Here is a 16356-nt window from a genome sequence, read left to right on the forward strand (position 1 = left end):
TGGATATTATGGTAAACTAATATGGAAAATAATTGTTATGGAGGGTTTATATTGAATCACATAAAATCGTGTTTCTTCCTATTATTATGTATTACATTGTTAAGTGGATGCAACAACACTTCAAAAGAAAGCGGGACAACAACCACAGAGAGTGAAAGCTATAATTCCAATAACAACTTAGAAAAGAGCAATAAAAAGACATTAGATAAAGTTGGTGACAGTTTATACGACCCTGATACCGGAACAGTCACTTTAAACAATGTAAAAGATATAAGTGATAAAAAGGTCCGAATAGGTGATTTGAAAATCGTTTTCCACAATATAAAAGTTATTACAGTCACCGATCTTACTGATAATTTTAAAGCTGAATTGGAGGAACATTTTGATGGGAAACTAAATAAATTCACTTATGCCCAAATCCTTTATGAAACAGAAAACACAGGTAAAGATCAAATCTCTTGGAGAGGATTTAGAACTGCTGTCACTCAGGGAAAACACCAAGTAAATTTAGATTTTAATTTATATATGGGATTACCAAATCCATCATCTATAGAAATGTTGCCAGAATCGAAATTGGAAAATAACATGGTCTGGATTCCTGTAAATGAAAATGAGAGGGCTATTAGAATAAAAGCCGAAGATGTATTAAAGAATGACAACAACAAGCCTGATGCAATCGTCTATGGAAAAGAAGTAAGTTTTGATATCTAAGGAAGTTCATCATGACTGATCTTGAAGAGTGGTCATCATATTTGAAGATTTCGTTGAAAACCATTCATAAATTCCTTTATTGTTACATAATGGTTATTTACTTAAAAGAGCACCATTCTTAGGGGGAACAAAATGGGAATTTTCATTTCAATATTTGCCGGTTTAATGATTATAGGAATTTGTGTAGGACTTATTCTATTAATTTTCTCAAAATCAAGGAAAATAGGAAAAGGCGTTTTTATTACTTGTCTTCTTATATTGTTATCAATATCATTTTTGAATTCATTTGTTTGGAAATATGAAAGCTCAGAAATAGCATCAATAACTCCTGAAAAATATAGTCAATTAAAGGAAGGTATGACTCCTAAAGAAGTTAAGAAAATTGTTGGTGGTTCCGCTAGATCAGAAGAAATAAAAGAAGATAATTATTTCATTTGGGAATATGAAGGGGAAAAAGGAATTGAAAATGATGCCTCGGCAGACTTAATATTTGAAGATGATCGACTAAGTTCTAAATTTGAAAGTGGTTTGCTGACAAAGCACAATGAAACAGATTCCGAACAGGTATACGAGTCAGAAGTAGCAGGTGAAGAAGATGAATTAGAATCTTTGAAAAGTGATGCTGAATATGAAATTGAATCTATTGTAGAAGATAATTACACTACTGCCTCAATTGAAATTAATGAAGATATGGGATCGAGTGAGCCAAATAAATTAATTGCTCTTGTTCACTTGTCATTTGATGCAAAGAATTCTGCTCAAACCTCTTATAATATGACGGAAATGTTTAGTGAAGATCTAGCTGCTAAGATTGGATCGGATAATGACTCAATTTCGCAGTTATCCGTATTCTGGAAAGTGCCATACAAAAGCGATAAGAGCGCAGCCAAATTCTCCTACGAACGATCAGGGGATAACATGATAATTAAAAGCAAATCAACCATTCTGAAATAGTCCTTCGACTTGAAGGGCTATTTATTTCCGTTTATAATCGAACATATATTCTATTTTACAAGAGGTACGCCGTGACCGATCTTGAAAGGAAACTTTATCGAATCATCTATAACATGAGCAGATTCAGAAAGAATCCCTCGATGGATGACCTTAAGAGGAAAACAGGTAAAGATGAGCCGGCGATCCGTAAGGCGGTTAAGAACCTTATATCAAGAAATAAATTAAAATGGGATAAAGAGAAGAAGGAATGGAGGTTTAAATAAAAGAGAAAAGCCGCCCAGGTGGACGGCCAATTTCACATAATAATCTTATTCATATTGAGCAGGAGCAATTTTAGCTACTGGTGCACCACAAACTAGCATGAATGCGAATAATATAGGCGGCTTAATTGCTATATTCATAACTGCAAGAGCGCCTAATACAGATATCCAATCTCCCTTTTCAATTGATTTTTGCAGATGCTTTAATGTGCCCTTAGCGACACCAATTGCATCCTCGACACAGCGAGTTACTGTGTTACTTTTTGTAGTCACTTCTTGATTCATGTATTTTGCAAAAGCGACCATTCCATCTTTCACTTCAGCCGAGTAAGGTGACTTTGCAAGCTCTTCGTCATTAATAACGAAGCCCTTTTTCTCAGAAACGATAATCTTTGTGAAAATGTATTCAATTTCTTTTAAAGACTTATCGATTTGTTCTTCTGTCAAACCTTCTAACCCCTTTGTGCTTTGTGTCTTTGCGGCAGCAGCTGGCGCAAATGCAGTTACAGCCAGAACTAATGCTAACATGAAAAATAATAATCTCTTCATATTAAAACCCCCTTTAAGTTTTCAAAATAACTTTATCATACATTTTTAGAAAATAAAGGGTTTTAATAGAGAGTTAATCTCTTATTACAAAAATCGACATATCGTGACACATAATAGTTGGGTGTTAACCCCACATAAATAGAAGGAAGAATGATAGCGCCCAAGCATATATACCAAGCATTACGAATACTTTCAGAAAACTCTCGTACTTTGTAAGAGGACGTTCCTTTTTTAATTTCGACAATCTCCGATGAAGAGCATAACCAGATAACAACAGTATTAATTGACCAATTTTCGAGACATTCTCCAATATATCTATGCCATTCATTATAGTTCACCTCCTAATTCAGAGAAAAATCAAACAGTCCACACGCTGACTTTTAATCACTATTCAACGTGATTTCAATTTATTATCGCAAATATCCTTTCACTTTCCAATATTTATGTAAAAATAAGCAATAAGAATCATGACACATAATAGGTGAAAACCTCCTTTTGCTGCTTGTTTTCGAAAATATATAGGTGAACTTGTGGTAACTGAATAAAGACAAAAAAGCCCCTCCAATAAGGAAGGGCTTCTCTGTTTACTTCTGTTTAACTTCAATATATTTAGATGCAGCTGTGATATAAAGACCTGATTTCAGTTTATACATTTTTGACCCGTTGTCCGTAACGGACTTATCAATCGTAAATGCTTCACCCGGCTTTACTTTTTTGTGCTTTGCTGACCAGTTCGGCTTATCATAGACCCATAGCCACCCGTCAGCATTCGGCTTCACTACGGTCATTTTAACGCCTTTTGGTGCCGTTTCCTTTTTAGGGCTTGTTTTATAAGATCGCACCAGAGTATGCTAAAAACACATTAACTAATATTCATCAAGTTTTTAATATGATGATCAGTGAAGCTGTGCGAGATTCTTACTTTAAGGAAAATCCAATTCATGCCGTGAATCTTCCGAAAAAGGCAAAGGAGAAAAAAGTAGAGGAATTAGATGAAGATCTAAAGGATATGAAATTTTGGGAGAAAGAAGAAATAAAACTGTTCCTTCAAGTTGTCAGCAGAAAAGGGCGTCCCAGAGATTTAGCTATGTTTCTCCTGCTCATTTATTCGGGTTTGAGGATAGGTGAAACAGTTGCATTGACATGGGATAAAGTAGACTTTAAAAAATCGGAGATTAAAGTGAGATACACTCTTTTTAGAGAAAAAGATTTAAAGAGTAATTATGAATTACTCAGTCCCAAAACTGAATCGTCTATTCGAAATGTACCTGTGCCACCTCAAGTCATAATGCAATTAAGGATTTTAAAGAACGTTCAGGAACAAGTAAAGAATGATGTGGGCGAACTATACAAAGATGAAGATTTCGTTTTTGCTGATAATTCTGGAATGCCTGAACCGGCTAGAAACTTCAATTATAGAATGGCCACCTATATAAAAAAGGCGGGTGTTACAAAAATAACACCCCACAATCTTAGACACACATATGCGTCTTTGCTATTTGCAGCAGGAATAGACCTTAAAGAAGCACAAAGGCGCTTGGGACACTCTAGCTCCAAAACCACTCTTGATGTCTATTCGCACGTAATGCGTGAAACAAAAATAGAATCTGTTATACAGTTTAACGCAATAGCAAATGATATTTTTTAGAATATTTGGGGCAGAAAGTGGGCAAAGTCATCTAATTACACTTTGCTCACTTGATTACACCCTATTAAATCAACGATCTTGAAGAATCGTTTGAATTTTTGTCACCATTAAGTCAATCGCCACATGGTTTTGGCCGCCTTCTGGGATGATGATGTCAGCGTATCGCTTTGTCGGTTCAATGAATTGATTATGCATTGGTCTGACAACAGATACATACTGTTCAATCACAGAATCGATTGAACGGCCTCTTTCTTTCGTATCGCGTAAAATGCGGCGAATGATGCGAAGATCTGCATCTGTATCGACATACAGTTTAATATCCATTAAGTCTCTTAGACGTTCGTCTTCTAGTGCAAAGATGCCTTCAACAATGATAACATCCTTTGGTTCAACATGGACAGTCTCTTCTGAACGTGTGTTGAGCTTGAAATCATATATTGGTTTTTCAATGGATTCGTACTTTAAGAGCTGTTCCAAATGCTCAAACATCAGGTCATTGTCGAATGCGAGCGGATGATCATAGTTCGTAAGCAGACGCTCTTCAAATGGCATATGACTTTGATTTTTGTAATATAAATCTTGCTGAAGCATGAGGATGGAATGTCCTTTAAATTTTTCATAGATTGAATTGGTGACGCTCGTTTTACCTGAACCTGAGCCGCCAGCAATCCCAATGACAACTGGTTTACTCCTCATGTGCCTGTTATTTCCCCTTTCTCATCATGTTGCTTGGGTATACTTTTTGATCTAGCTTGAATTTGACGATTTGTAGCGGATGACGAGCGGCATCTAGTTCATTTCCTTTTTCATCCCAAATCGTCTCAATTTTGCATGTGAAATTCTCAATTTCTGGTCCGAAAAATTCGACTTCGTCACCAGCTTTAAAGAAGTTACGCTGCTGCAATGTGACGATTTGTTCTTTTTCATCATAATGAAGAACGAGACCTGCGAAATCAAAAGTCGTTTTCTTTCCATGAATGCCAAACATTTGCTCATCCGTTCCTGGTACACCTTCAAAAAAGGCTGGTGCTGTGTCACGGTTTGCACATTTATCTAATTCATCTAACCATTCCTGCTCAATGACAAAATTGTCCGGGTCCGCACAATAGGCGTCGATGACTTTGCGATACACACTCACGACAGTTGCCACATAATGAATTGATTTCATTCGCCCTTCGATTTTCAAGCTGTCAATTCCCATTTCGATCATTTGAGGAATGGATTCGACAAGCTTTAAGTCTTTTGGACTCATCGCAAATGATGCGTCTTCCTCTCCAAATAATGGCGCTTCCTCAGAACCTTCTAGTTTATAAAGATCATAATCCCAGCGGCAGGACTGGCAGCAGCCCCCGCGGTTAGAATCTCTTGCCGTCATATGGTTACTGAGCACGCAGCGGCCAGAGTAAGCAATACACATCGCACCGTGAATGAACGTTTCAATTTCAATATCGACCTTTTCTTTCATTTCTCTAATTTCAAGCGCACTTGTCTCGCGAGCCAGCACCACACGCTCAAGCCCTTCTTCTTTCCAAAACTGAACAGCTTTCCAGTTCGAAAGAGATTGCTGTGTGCTTAAATGGACTTCAAGCTTCGGTGCGACACGTTTACACGTTTCAATGATCAGCGGGTCAGCCACAATAATGCCCGCTACTCCAGCGCCTTCAATCCCTTGAAGGTATTCCTCCAGCCCGTCCATGTTTTCGTTGTGGGCAAAGATATTTGTCGTCACATAAATTCGTGCACCGTATTTTTTTGCAAATGCAACACCTTCAGCCATTTCTTCAATTGAAAAGTTATCGGCATTTGAGCGAAGCCCAAATTCTTTTCCGCCAATAAAGACCGCGTCTGCTCCGTAATGTACAGCAATTTTCAGTTTTTCCAAGTTTCCTGCTGGTGCAAGCAGTTCTGGTTTTTTTGTAATGACACGTTTCCCGTCAATCATTTCAGAAATATCATCTTTCAATAGTGCCATTTCCTCTGCCTCCTCTTATATTAATAAACCGTTTCTTTAAAGAAGAACCCTGTATCAATCGAACGATTCACTGGCTGAATCTCTTCAATCCGCTCCACCCAGTCCTCTTTCTGATCTTCATACGCGTCTTTGTCAGTCGCTAATAAATCAATTGCTTTTCTATATAGAGACGTCACCTCTGTCATATAAGAAAGTGACTTTAAAATTCCGTCAATTTTAAATGAGTCAATGCCTGCATCAACAAATTCCTCTAATTCATCAATCATACACACATCATTTGGACTCATAATATGAGTGCCGTTTGCATCCTCGAAAATAGGGTATTTGTTTTGACGCTCTTGATCATGAAGGAATAGTCCTTCCTCCATATTTCTGCCTTCGACGTCCATTTGTTTGCCCTGATATTCAAAGTAGTTGCCAATGAGCGTACGTTTTGATTGGAACATACATGTCATGCCATGGACTTGAATTTCGATTTCCACCTCGGCATTTTCTTTGATGTCTATGACACTGTCCATATTCAGTTCTTTGGCAAGAACAGCACGCGTTGCACCTTTTCTGCCCCAGTAGTTACAAGTGTAGTAGTTTGTCCCAGTCGTTTCTGTACTCCAGTGGAGATTCAGGCTTACCCCTGCTTCTTTGGCGGCCATGATCACAGCTGGGTCTCCAAAGACGACGCCGTCTACGTTTAATGCGTCGAGAAAGGTTAAGTAATCTCCAAGCAGCTGCACACGATCATTATGAAAAATCGCATTCATCGCCACATACACTTTTTTGTGATGCGCATGTGCAAGCTCAACTGTCTGTTTCACATCTTCTCTTGAAAACTCGCCTGCAAGACGAATACCGTATGTTTGTTCGCCTATTAAGAATGCATCAGCTCCCGCCTCGATTAATGGCAGTACATCTGACACCTTGCTTGGCGTCACAAGCAATTCTGGTTTTTTCATGATTGGTCACCTCTTTTTGTACTAATGGCGATCCCGTCTCCCACTGGAATAATGCACGTTTGGAAATCGGGGTTTGACATAAGCCATTGATTGTATCGATCAATTTTTCCAATTAATTGTTTTTTTCTTTTATCTTCTATTTCTTCTTCATAGTTCGTTGCCACTAAGCCTTTAAATAATACGTTGTCTGTAATAATCATTCCGTCATGAGCAAGCATCGGTTCAAACAGCTCAAAAAAACGTTTGTACTGCCCTTTTGCGGCATCAATAAAGATCACATCATAGGGCGCCATCGTTTGGACTGTTTTAGCCGATTCCATGGCATCACCAAAGAACACGTGTATTCTTTCTTTTAACTTTAATTCCTCAATGTTCCGTGTCGCTTCTTCATAGCGTTTCGCATTTCGCTCAATCGTAAAAATTTCAGCAGCTGGTAGAGCTGTCGCCATTCGAATGGCGGAGTAGCCTATCGCTGTCCCAACCTCAAGAATTTTCTTCGACTTTTTCATCGACAGCAGCTGCAGTAAAAGTTCAATGCTCACCTTTTCCATAATTGGCACATGATGCTCTTTTGCATATGCCTCTAATTGAGCGATTGCATCAGGACTTGGGTGAATTAAATGTTCAATATAATCATTCATTTGATCATCTTCGATAGTCATTATTTGTCTAGCTCCTTCATGACCTGAAAAAGAAGAGTCCTGCCTGTTGCAGCTCTCTTTCTCGTCAATCTTTCGTTCATCTAAGTAAAACAACCCGATATATTTTACCACAAAGAAGTGGTAATTGCGAACCTATAAAATGGATATTCCAACGAAAAAAACTGCAGGCAATCTTGTATTGTCTACAGTCTTTTTCGATTCACATGTACATTAATTGCTGCCTGTGATGTATTTGGCTTTCGCTTTGTTGTGCTCATTTAACGTTTTTGTAAAGACGACTTCTCCATTTTTCTTCGCAAGGAAGTACACATAATCTGTTTTATCTGGATGCAGTGCAGCTTTCCATGAAGATTCGCCAGCATTTGCAATAGGTCCAGGCGGCAGTCCCTTGTTGTTATACGTATTATAAGGCGATTTCACCTTAAGGTCTTTGTAATAAACACGGGATTTATGCTCACCTAGTGCATAGAGAACGGTTGGATCGGTTTGAAGCGGCATGTCCTTTTTCAACCGGTTATAAAAAACACTGGAGATTTTTGCACGATCCGTCTTTTCCGTTGCTTCCATTTCAATCAGTGATGCCATCGTTAACACATCATGTATGGACATGTTTCTCTTTTTCATGTCTTTTTCATACGTTTTCACGTATTGATCTGTTTGTTTAATCATTGTTTCAATGATCGTTTCGAGTGATTCATCCTCACGATAAAATGGATACGTCGCAGGGAATAAATAACCTTCTAACGGATGTTTCACCTGTTTGCCATTTACCTGTGAAGTCACCGTTTTCGGATATTTTTTCATTAACGTTTGAATAAACGCTGGATCATCTAGCTTCGCTTCCACTTCCTTCGCTGAAAAATTCGTCTGGTTTGCAATAACTGCCGCAATATCAGACAGCTGTTTTCCTTCTGGAATCACAAGCTGAAAGGCGTAGTCTGTCCCTCCAGATGTCAGCTTTTGAATCAGCGTGTCTGCGTCCATCGTTTGTTTCAAATGAAAGTATCCTGCTTTAAAGCCGGACGCATTTTTGTATTTTGCATAATAAGTAAAAATCGTGTCATTCGAAATGAGCCCATTTTCTTTTAAAATGCCCGCAATCTCACGGACTGATGTCCCATTAGGAATATGAATATTAATCGTTTGTTTGCTTTTTTGATCGACCGGTCCAAGTGCTGATTTAACATATAAAAAGCCTGATAATGCTGCAATGATGATGACAGCAAGGACAGATAACAGGACGATCCCCATTTTCCTTTTGAAAAATGGTCGTTTCTTTTGTTCTGAAAACATGCATGGCCCTCCTCACATCTAGCTTTTATAGTACATGATTCGACGGAGTTCGGCAATTACTTGCTCATGCATGTCATGACAGAACTTGACATAATACGGCTAAACCAACGCCGCCACCGCTCCCAATAGCAGCTATGACATAGCTTCCAATCGGTAAGGTGCGCGCTTCGTAAAATAGTCTCACCATCATCGCAGCGCCCGATGCGCTATATGGATGCCCAAGACAAAGTGCACCGCCTCTTTTATTGATTCGGTCATAAGGAATATCCAGCGTACGAGCAATCAGCGCTATTTTCAGAGCAAAAGCTTCATTGATTTCAAACAGTGCGACATCCTCTGCCTTGATTTTCTCTTGATCTAGAAGTTTTTTGATCGCATCAATCGGTGCAGCAGCTGGAAAATCGGGATGCATCGCCGCAACAGCACTTCCGGCATATCGCAGCATTCGCTGAAATCCATTCGCCTCCGCTAGCGCTCTTTCCATCACAACGACCGCTGCTGCACCATCTGCTTCTTTGCAGCTATTGGCGGCAGTCACAGATCCTTTTCCCGGTGAAAATATAGGCTTTGCCCGCTGGATCAGTTTCGCCATCGGTCTTATTTTCGCGGCCGCTTCATCTATGCTCAGTCCGTCAATCGAAACGATTTCTTCAGAATATGTACCACGTTTGATTGCGTCTATACTTCTTTCCCAGCTTAAAAGTGCATAGTCATCTTGTTCTTTTCTTGTGACGGAAAATCTAGAAGCCGTTAGCTCTGCTGCTTCTCCCATAGACGGATCTCCTATCCACTCCGGAGAAAAGCGTGCTCTTTCTTTCATTGGTGATCTGGATATGCTCTCAGTCCCGCCAGCGATATACATTGAGCCTTCCCCTGATCGAACCATGACGCAAGCTGTTCGGATTGCTTCTAGACCAGAGGCACACTGCCTATCAACCGTCATACCGGGCACTCCTAAAGAAAGCCCTGCTTCTAATGAGGACAGACGGGCCATATTTCCGCCGCCTCCTACAACATTTCCTAATATGATGTCGTCCGGTGTCATCCCTTTAGACAAATACTGAATAAGAGGCGCAGCTAATTGCTCTGGACGATAATCCTTCAGCATCCCGTTTTTATCACCGAAGGGTGTCCGTTTTGCTTGTACGATTACTGCTTGCATGACAATTGTTCCTCCGCCCACTTTTTCATGCTGGCACGTGCTATTTTTCCGCCGGATGTTTCAATTATTTGATCAATGACAAGCCATTTTTTAGGCACCTTGTAGGCCGCAAGTTTTTCTTTGACAGCTTGCCGAACCGTCTTTGTGTGCTGTCCTTGTTCAATAATGGCAACAGGGATTTCACCCCAATATGGGTCAGGAACGCCAACTACAACCGATCGCTTCACCTCTGGCTGTTCATTTAGCACACGCTCAATTTCCTCTGGAAAAATATTCAGCCCTCCATAGACGATCATGCCATTTTCACGGCCGCTCATATACAAATAGCCGTCTTCATCCAGCCAGCCCATATCATAAACGGTTATCCACTCTTCCGGCGGTTTCACTTCATGTAAGTAGCCTGCAAAAGACATCGGGCTCTTCACATAAATTCTTCCTGTCTCATTTGGCTGGCAGACAGTTTGATCAGCTCGCCTCACTTCAATTTGAATGGGAGAGAAAAGCCGTCCGACAGAAGAAGGCTTTTGTAGAAAGTCATTTGAAGATAAGTAGGAAACAAAGCTTAGCTCTGATGTGCCGTAAAAATCAAAAAATGTCACATGCGGATAGTTGGTCACGAGTTGTTTCTTTGAAGGAATGCCCCAATCTGCTCCAGATGATATGACAAGAAGCGAATTGTCTCTCGCAAAAGCGTCTATTTCCAGCAACGATTCTGTCATTGTCGGGACAGTATACATCACAGTAATGTCTCCTGTCTGTAAGGTTTTTTTCGCTTTCACTGGCGTAAATTTTTCTAAAAGCGTCACTGTGCCGCCAAAGTATAATGTACTGATGGCACCATATAAAAAGTGAGAGGATAAGAGTGTACCTGCTATCAGAACATGATCTTGATGAGTGATTCCAAATGTACCGGCTGTCGTTCGAAAGCTTTCGATCCATGACTGCTGACGCCTGATAAAGGCCTTAGGTGAACCCGTTGATCCTGACGTAAATCCCATATAAAAGATAGGGTCGATCTCGCTGTCGCATTTGTTAAATGGACCTTGTGTGATGAGGCTCATTTTTTCCTTCCATTCAGATAAAGAAAGAACCTGCATGTCTTCGCTGTACTTTTCAAATCTATTTAAATATCGATCCTCGATAATGACGAGAGCTGCCTCACTTAACAAAAGCTTTTCAACACACTCCTCACGGCTCCATCTCGTATCAAGCGGGATAGCTGTCCACCCTGCAGAAGCAGCGCCAGCAAATATTTGGAGAAAAGAAGCACCATTTGATAATAAAAAAGCGACTCTTTTTTGCTCATGAGCCGTTTGTTGTAACCATTGCGCCGATAGCCGGACACGCTCATACCAATCTTGATAAGTGATCCTTTCTTGTCCATCAATGATGGCGATATGATCTGGGTTCATTTCTGCATGTGATGCATAGCATTCCGTTATTCTATTCAAACTGCACGCCTCCCTTTATGCACATCCCTTTTTCGATATGACATGGCCGAAATGATTTTCACCGTGAGAACGGCACATATGCCCGATTTGATGAGATCACCTGGAATATAAATCAGACTAAGAAGAGCTGCCTGAGTGACCTTGATATCCATCATCATCGCTTGAAAAGGAATGCCGCATACATACAAAATTCCGATACTGCATACCGCAAAGATCATAAAAAGACGCAGAGCGGTTATTTTTTTCAGTCGGTTGATCCACAAACTAATCATGAAGGCAGCCACTGGATAAGCAAGTAAAAATCCACCGCTTGGACCAAAAAAGACCCCTATTCCGCCTCTGCCACCTGACAAAAGAGGTGCGCCTGCTGCCACAACCAAGAGAAACAGAAGTAAACTGATCAATGCCTGTTTTGGCTTTAACAGACCCCCAGCAAGCAAAAGACCTGCCGTTTGCAATGTGATGGGTACAGGTGTAAACGTAAGTAAAATCGGCGGGATCAATCCTAACATCCCGATAACCGCAGTCATTAGCGCCATTTGCATCATATCTTGAATTTTCAATTTCCATACCCCTCACTCAATACATTGTTAAAAATAGAGTAAAAGGTACAGTTTATTATGTCAACATAAAATAAAATAAAGTTAACATATTGATCGCAAAAAAAGACCTGTGAAGAAAGATCACTAAGATCCGTTCACAGGCCTTTTATTCGTTCTATTCTTCGTCTTCTTCTTGATCTAAGAACGTATTTAACGTTTCTTCAATCATGTCCCACTCTTCATCCGTTTCAATAGGCTCTAGCTCGCCATCTTCACCGTTTTCGTTCGGCGTGAAGCTTGATGCATGAATTTCAATTTCTTCATTGTCTTGCTCAGAAATTGGGTAGTAAAGAACATATGATTTGTTAAAATGGTCGCTTTCAAAAGTAAATAGTACTTCGCAAAGCTGTTCATTTCCATTATCATCAACGATTGTAATTTGCTTTTCTCCGTGTTCCATTTGATTCACCTCATTTTAATTTAAGCTGTCTAAGTACCCTTGCAGGATCATAACAGCCGCCATTTTATCAATGACTTTTTTACGCTTTTGTCTGCTCACATCTGCAGAGATGAGCATTTTTTCCGCTGCCATTGTCGACAGGCGCTCGTCCCAAAGCACAACAGGAACATTGTACGTGTTTTCTAACACTTTCGCAAATGATTGGCTGGCTTCGCCTCTAGGACCGACCGTACCGTTCATATTTTTCGGAAAACCAAGTACAATTTTATCCGTTCCATATTGCGAGACGATCTCGGACAGGCGGCTGAGACCGAAGTCTCCGCCTGCTTCATCAATTTTAATTGTTTCAATCCCTTGCGCTGTCCAGCCCATTTCATCACTGATCGCAACACCAAGGGTTTTCGTGCCTAAATCTAAGCCTAAAATTCTCATGTTTTACGCCTCTTTATGTGTCTCTAAGTACGATTTAACCAATTCCTCAATTAATTCGTCTCGTTCTAGTTTACGAATTAGGTTGCGAGCATCCTGATGTCTTGGAATATAAGCAGGGTCGCCTGACAGCAAGTATCCGACAATTTGATTGATCGGGTTGTATCCTTTTTCTTGGAGTGCGTCATGTACTTTAATGAGCACTTCATTCACATTGGTTTCAGCTGAATCATCAGAGAAGTTAAACTTCATTGTCTTATCAAATGAACTCACTGCTTCTTGCACCTCTCTTCCAACATTCTACTAGCAAGCTTTTTTCTAACCGCTCATCTAATACCATTATTCTACACTACATCGCCTGATTATAAAACGGATTTGACAGATTCTTCGACAATTGCCAGTGCTTCTTCTAGCTTTTCCGGTTGTTTTCCGCCTGCTTGTGCCATGTCTGGGCGTCCGCCTCCGCCTCCGCCGCAGATTTCAGCTGCCTGTTTCACAAGTTTCCCTGCATGCAGACCTTTTTCGATGACGTCTTTTGTCACTCCTGCTGAAATGTTTACTTTTCCGTTTTGAACGGCTCCGAGCACAATGACAGCTGATCCTAATTTGGCTTTTAAGTCATCAACCATTGTTCTTAAATGGTTCATGTCTTTCGCGTTTACTTTTTCAGTTAACACTTTCACTCCGCCGATTTCTGTCACTTTTTCTAAAATAGAGCCTGCTTCAGCCTGGCTTAATTTTGCAAGAAGAGATTCGTTTTCTCTTTGAACCTCTTTTAAATCTGCCTGCAATGAAGCGATACGTTTTGGTACATCCTTCGTATTTGACTTCAGCTCACTCGCTGCCTGCTCTAAAATCGTCAGCTGGTCATTTAATTCTTCGTATGCCCCTTTACCAGTCACCGCCTCAATCCGTCGTGTTCCAGCACCAATACCCGATTCAGATGCAATTTTAAACAACCCGATTTCCGCAGTATTTTGCACATGACAGCCGCCGCATAGCTCGATGCTGTAATCGCCTACTTGGACAACTCGGACAATATCACCATACTTCTCGCCAAAGAGCGCCATTGCACCCATTTCTTTTGCTTCAGCAATCGGCTTCAGGTCAATAGCAACAGAGATGCCTTCCCAGATCTTTTCGTTCACAATTTTTTCAATCTGAGACAATTCTTCTTTTGTGACTTGTCCAAAGTGAGAGAAGTCAAAGCGAAGTCTATTTTCATTCACCAATGATCCTGCCTGGTTCACGTGGCTGCCCAAAACGTCTTTTAGCGCCTGATGCAAAAGATGTGTCGCTGTATGGTTTTTCACAATGCCTTTTCGAAGAGCTGATTCCACTTCCGCAGTGACTTCAAGTCCTTTTTTGGCTGTACCGCTTACGACTACTCCCTCATGAACATGCTGACCATTTGGCGCCTTTTTCACATCTTTGATGTCAATGTTCACTTCAGCGCTTTTCAATGTCCCTTTATCAGCCACTTGTCCGCCGCTTTCCGCATAGAAAGGTGTTTCATCTAACAAAATTTGCACTGTATCGCCTTCATGTGCTTCTGTGACAATTTCACCGTTTTGAAGCAATTCGACAATATGGGCATCTGCCGTTAGATTTTCGTAGCCAACAAATGTGCTTTCTACTTTAATATCTCCTAAAGCGCCACCTTGAACCTGCATACTGCCGACATCTTGTCTCGCATTTCTTGCACGTTCACGCTGCTTCTCCATCTCAGCCTGGAAGCCTTCTCGATCCACTGTCATGTTCTCATCTTCTGCGTATTCTTCTGTGAGCTCGACAGGGAATCCATACGTGTCATACAGCTTAAATACATCTTCACCTGAAATCTGTGTGCTGCCTTTGTCTCTTTCTTTTTTGATGACTTCTGACAAAATAGCTAAGCCTTCGTTCAGTGTTTCATGGAAGCGTTCTTCTTCATTCTTGATGACTTTCGCAATAAATTCTTCTTTCGCTTGTACATCTGGGTAGAAATCCTTCATGATTTCCGCCACAACTGGAACTAGGTCAAACATAAACGGGCGATGGATGTGAATGGTTTTTGCATAACGCACGGCACGGCGAAGCAAACGTCTTAACACATACCCGCGGCCTTCATTGGAAGGAAGCGCTCCATCACTTACAGCAAAGGCAACCGTTCGGATGTGGTCCGCAATGACTTTGAATGCTGTATCCTTTTCCTTTGTCTCGCCATAGCTTTCTCCAGAAATGGTCTCAACTGCACGAATAATTGGCATGAATAGATCTGTATCAAAATTCGTTGGCACGTTTTGAATGACAGATACCATTCGTTCAAGACCCATCCCTGTATCAATGTTTTTTTTCGGCAGCGGCGTGTATGACCCATCTGGATTATGGTTAAATTCAGAGAACACTAGGTTCCACACTTCTAGATAACGCTCATTTTCTCCACCAGGATATAATTCTGGATCGTTCATGTCGTCACCGTACGATTCACCGCGGTCATAGAAAATTTCTGTATTCGGTCCACTTGGGCCCTCGCCAATATCCCAGAAGTTGCCTTCAAGGCGAATAATACGTTCTTCAGGTACACCGATTTTATCTCTCCATAGAACATACGCTTCTTCATCCTCTGGATGGACAGTGACAGATAACAAATTCGGGTCAAAGCCAATCCACTCGTCACTTGTGAGGAATTCCCACGCCCATTCGATCGCTTCTTCTTTAAAATAATCACCAATAGAGAAGTTGCCGAGCATTTCAAAGAACGTATGATGGCGTGCCGTTTTTCCTACGTTTTCAATATCATTTGTACGTATCGATTTTTGCGCGTTGCAAATACGCGGATTTTCAGGTACGACGCGGCCATCAAAGTATTTCTTTAATGTTGCCACGCCGCTGTTGATCCACAAAAGTGTCGGATCATCATGCGGTACGAGTGATGCACTCAGTTCTACAGCATGTCCTTTTTCTTTAAAAAAGTCTAAAAACATTTGGCGTACTTGAGCTGAAGTTAAAGTTTTCATTCAAAAAATCCTCCCTTATCATTCATCAATCTCCACACAAACGAAAAAACATCCCGCCCTATGCAAGCACAAAACGACTTACACAGGGACGAGATGCTCTCGCGGTACCACCCTGATTATAGACCTATTCCGTCTATCACCTTCACATCCGATAACGCCGGAAGAGAGCGGCAGTGTTTATCTGCACTCGGGACTAGCTTCCGTTAAAGGTCTGATAAGGCTTTTCTCAGCAAAATAAAGCCTCTCTCTGCAACAGCTTTTTAACGTACTCGGGTCCGTCATTGAATTCAGTATGTAGTATGAATCGAAATTAT

At 40.7% G+C, this 16356-nt stretch carries 19 protein-coding genes and 1 other annotated feature; of the genes, 4 read left to right on the top strand and 15 right to left on the bottom strand.

The genetic code is table 11. The features are described 5' to 3' along the window. Positions 1 to 51: 51 nt before the first annotated feature. The 3 genes from MHH54_RS12195 (at position 52) to MHH54_RS12205 (ending at position 1928) form a co-directional block, all read left to right on the top strand. Entirely contained in the window at positions 52 to 711 is a 660-nt protein-coding gene (locus MHH54_RS12195; RefSeq protein WP_342500285.1) for a hypothetical protein, read from the top strand. Between the two features lie 132 nt (positions 712 to 843). Next, entirely contained in the window at positions 844 to 1665 is an 822-nt protein-coding gene (locus MHH54_RS12200) for a hypothetical protein (RefSeq protein ID WP_342500286.1), read from the top strand. 71 nt (positions 1666 to 1736) lie between these two features. Beyond that, the gene (locus tag MHH54_RS12205; protein ID WP_226803766.1) at positions 1737 to 1928 is read left to right on the top strand and encodes a hypothetical protein; all 192 of its coding nucleotides are present in this window, start codon (positions 1737 to 1739) and stop codon (positions 1926 to 1928) included. Positions 1929 to 1973: 45 nt separating this feature from the next. Here the strand turns inward: MHH54_RS12205 and MHH54_RS12210 are convergent, their stop codons facing one another. The 3 genes from MHH54_RS12210 to MHH54_RS12220 form a co-directional block, all read right to left on the bottom strand. Further along, complete coding sequence (locus tag MHH54_RS12210) at positions 1974 to 2474, bottom strand: hypothetical protein (RefSeq protein ID WP_137054925.1); 501 nt, start codon at positions 2472 to 2474, stop codon at positions 1974 to 1976. A 124-nt stretch (positions 2475 to 2598) separates the two neighbouring features. Next, positions 2599 to 2802: a hypothetical protein gene (locus MHH54_RS12215; RefSeq protein ID WP_137054924.1), complete on the bottom strand. Its 204-nt coding sequence runs from the start codon at positions 2800 to 2802 to the stop codon at positions 2599 to 2601. A gap of 256 nt (positions 2803 to 3058) precedes the next feature. Continuing rightward, positions 3059 to 3316 carry a DUF5776 domain-containing protein gene (locus MHH54_RS12220; RefSeq protein WP_342500287.1) on the bottom strand — a complete coding sequence of 86 codons (258 nt, stop codon included), beginning with the start codon at positions 3314 to 3316 and terminating at the stop codon, positions 3059 to 3061. A 50-nt stretch (positions 3317 to 3366) separates the two neighbouring features. On the opposite strand from MHH54_RS12220, the gene MHH54_RS12225 reads away from it, so the two are divergent. Next, positions 3367 to 4122: a site-specific integrase gene (locus MHH54_RS12225; protein WP_268492073.1), complete on the top strand. Its 756-nt coding sequence runs from the start codon at positions 3367 to 3369 to the stop codon at positions 4120 to 4122. A 69-nt stretch (positions 4123 to 4191) separates the two neighbouring features. Here the strand turns inward: MHH54_RS12225 and udk are convergent, their stop codons facing one another. From udk to alaS, 12 genes are all read right to left on the bottom strand, one after another. Then, positions 4192 to 4818 (bottom strand): uridine kinase, encoded by a 627-nt coding sequence (gene udk, locus MHH54_RS12230; RefSeq protein WP_003216283.1) that lies wholly within the window; start codon positions 4816 to 4818, stop codon positions 4192 to 4194. Between the two features lie 7 nt (positions 4819 to 4825). Continuing rightward, on the bottom strand, positions 4826 to 6094 hold the full coding sequence (locus MHH54_RS12235; protein WP_342500288.1) for a U32 family peptidase: 1269 nt from the start codon (positions 6092 to 6094) through the stop codon (positions 4826 to 4828). Between the two features lie 20 nt (positions 6095 to 6114). Then, entirely contained in the window at positions 6115 to 7044 is a 930-nt protein-coding gene (locus tag MHH54_RS12240) for a peptidase U32 family protein (RefSeq protein WP_113387177.1), read from the bottom strand. Further along, on the bottom strand, positions 7041 to 7706 hold the full coding sequence (locus tag MHH54_RS12245) for an O-methyltransferase (RefSeq protein WP_342500289.1): 666 nt from the start codon (positions 7704 to 7706) through the stop codon (positions 7041 to 7043). The genes MHH54_RS12240 and MHH54_RS12245 overlap by 4 nt, the downstream gene beginning before the upstream one ends. Before the next feature lie 210 nt (positions 7707 to 7916). Beyond that, complete coding sequence (mltG, locus tag MHH54_RS12250) at positions 7917 to 8999, bottom strand: endolytic transglycosylase MltG (RefSeq protein WP_003216614.1); 1083 nt, start codon at positions 8997 to 8999, stop codon at positions 7917 to 7919. Between the two features lie 73 nt (positions 9000 to 9072). Then, positions 9073 to 10161, bottom strand: coding sequence for an acetyl-CoA C-acyltransferase (locus MHH54_RS12255; RefSeq protein WP_342500290.1), 1089 nt, complete (start codon positions 10159 to 10161; stop codon positions 9073 to 9075). Continuing rightward, positions 10149 to 11612 (bottom strand): acyl-CoA synthetase, encoded by a 1464-nt coding sequence (locus MHH54_RS12260; protein WP_106032667.1) that lies wholly within the window; start codon positions 11610 to 11612, stop codon positions 10149 to 10151. Before MHH54_RS12260 ends, MHH54_RS12255 begins: the two co-directional genes overlap by 13 nt. After that, complete coding sequence (locus MHH54_RS12265; RefSeq protein ID WP_342500291.1) at positions 11609 to 12175, bottom strand: biotin transporter BioY; 567 nt, start codon at positions 12173 to 12175, stop codon at positions 11609 to 11611. The genes MHH54_RS12260 and MHH54_RS12265 overlap by 4 nt, the downstream gene beginning before the upstream one ends. Positions 12176 to 12329: 154 nt before the next feature. Beyond that, positions 12330 to 12614: a DUF1292 domain-containing protein gene (locus tag MHH54_RS12270; RefSeq protein ID WP_003216483.1), complete on the bottom strand. Its 285-nt coding sequence runs from the start codon at positions 12612 to 12614 to the stop codon at positions 12330 to 12332. A 15-nt stretch (positions 12615 to 12629) separates the two neighbouring features. Continuing rightward, the gene (gene ruvX / locus MHH54_RS12275; protein ID WP_003216519.1) at positions 12630 to 13046 is read right to left on the bottom strand and encodes a Holliday junction resolvase RuvX; all 417 of its coding nucleotides are present in this window, start codon (positions 13044 to 13046) and stop codon (positions 12630 to 12632) included. A 3-nt stretch (positions 13047 to 13049) separates the two neighbouring features. Beyond that, positions 13050 to 13316, bottom strand: coding sequence for an IreB family regulatory phosphoprotein (locus MHH54_RS12280; protein ID WP_034620648.1), 267 nt, complete (start codon positions 13314 to 13316; stop codon positions 13050 to 13052). 89 nt (positions 13317 to 13405) lie between these two features. Further along, positions 13406 to 16042 carry an alanine--tRNA ligase gene (gene alaS / locus MHH54_RS12285; RefSeq protein ID WP_342500292.1) on the bottom strand — a complete coding sequence of 879 codons (2637 nt, stop codon included), beginning with the start codon at positions 16040 to 16042 and terminating at the stop codon, positions 13406 to 13408. An 81-nt stretch (positions 16043 to 16123) separates the two neighbouring features. Next, positions 16124 to 16333 (bottom strand) — a binding site (T-box leader). Positions 16334 to 16356: the final 23 nt, after the last annotated feature.

Origin of the sequence: Bacillus sp. FSL K6-4563 (assembly GCF_038630405.1) — a bacterium.
GTDB classification, from domain to species: domain Bacteria; phylum Bacillota; class Bacilli; order Bacillales; family Bacillaceae; genus Bacillus; species Bacillus pumilus.

What these genes read in the sequence shown, in the direction of transcription:
- alaS (WP_342500292.1), bottom strand. Translation starts at nt 16,042, where the DNA reads ATGAAAACTTTAACTTCAGCTCAAGTACGCCAAATGTTTTTAGACTTT.
- MHH54_RS12210 (WP_137054925.1), bottom strand. Translation starts at nt 2,474, where the DNA reads ATGAAGAGATTATTATTTTTCATGTTAGCATTAGTTCTGGCTGTAACT.
- MHH54_RS12255 (WP_342500290.1), bottom strand. Translation starts at nt 10,161, where the DNA reads ATGCAAGCAGTAATCGTACAAGCAAAACGGACACCCTTCGGTGATAAA.
- MHH54_RS12215 (WP_137054924.1), bottom strand. Translation starts at nt 2,802, where the DNA reads ATGAATGGCATAGATATATTGGAGAATGTCTCGAAAATTGGTCAATTA.
- udk (WP_003216283.1), bottom strand. Translation starts at nt 4,818, where the DNA reads ATGAGGAGTAAACCAGTTGTCATTGGGATTGCTGGCGGCTCAGGTTCA.
- MHH54_RS12240 (WP_113387177.1), bottom strand. Translation starts at nt 7,044, where the DNA reads ATGAAAAAACCAGAATTGCTTGTGACGCCAAGCAAGGTGTCAGATGTA.
- MHH54_RS12270 (WP_003216483.1), bottom strand. Translation starts at nt 12,614, where the DNA reads ATGGAACACGGAGAAAAGCAAATTACAATCGTTGATGATAATGGAAAT.
- MHH54_RS12245 (WP_342500289.1), bottom strand. Translation starts at nt 7,706, where the DNA reads ATGACTATCGAAGATGATCAAATGAATGATTATATTGAACATTTAATT.
- MHH54_RS12200 (WP_342500286.1), top strand. Translation starts at nt 844, where the DNA reads ATGGGAATTTTCATTTCAATATTTGCCGGTTTAATGATTATAGGAATT.
- MHH54_RS12235 (WP_342500288.1), bottom strand. Translation starts at nt 6,094, where the DNA reads ATGGCACTATTGAAAGATGATATTTCTGAAATGATTGACGGGAAACGT.
- MHH54_RS12225 (WP_268492073.1), top strand. Translation starts at nt 3,367, where the DNA reads ATGATCAGTGAAGCTGTGCGAGATTCTTACTTTAAGGAAAATCCAATT.
- mltG (WP_003216614.1), bottom strand. Translation starts at nt 8,999, where the DNA reads ATGTTTTCAGAACAAAAGAAACGACCATTTTTCAAAAGGAAAATGGGG.
- ruvX (WP_003216519.1), bottom strand. Translation starts at nt 13,046, where the DNA reads ATGAGAATTTTAGGCTTAGATTTAGGCACGAAAACCCTTGGTGTTGCG.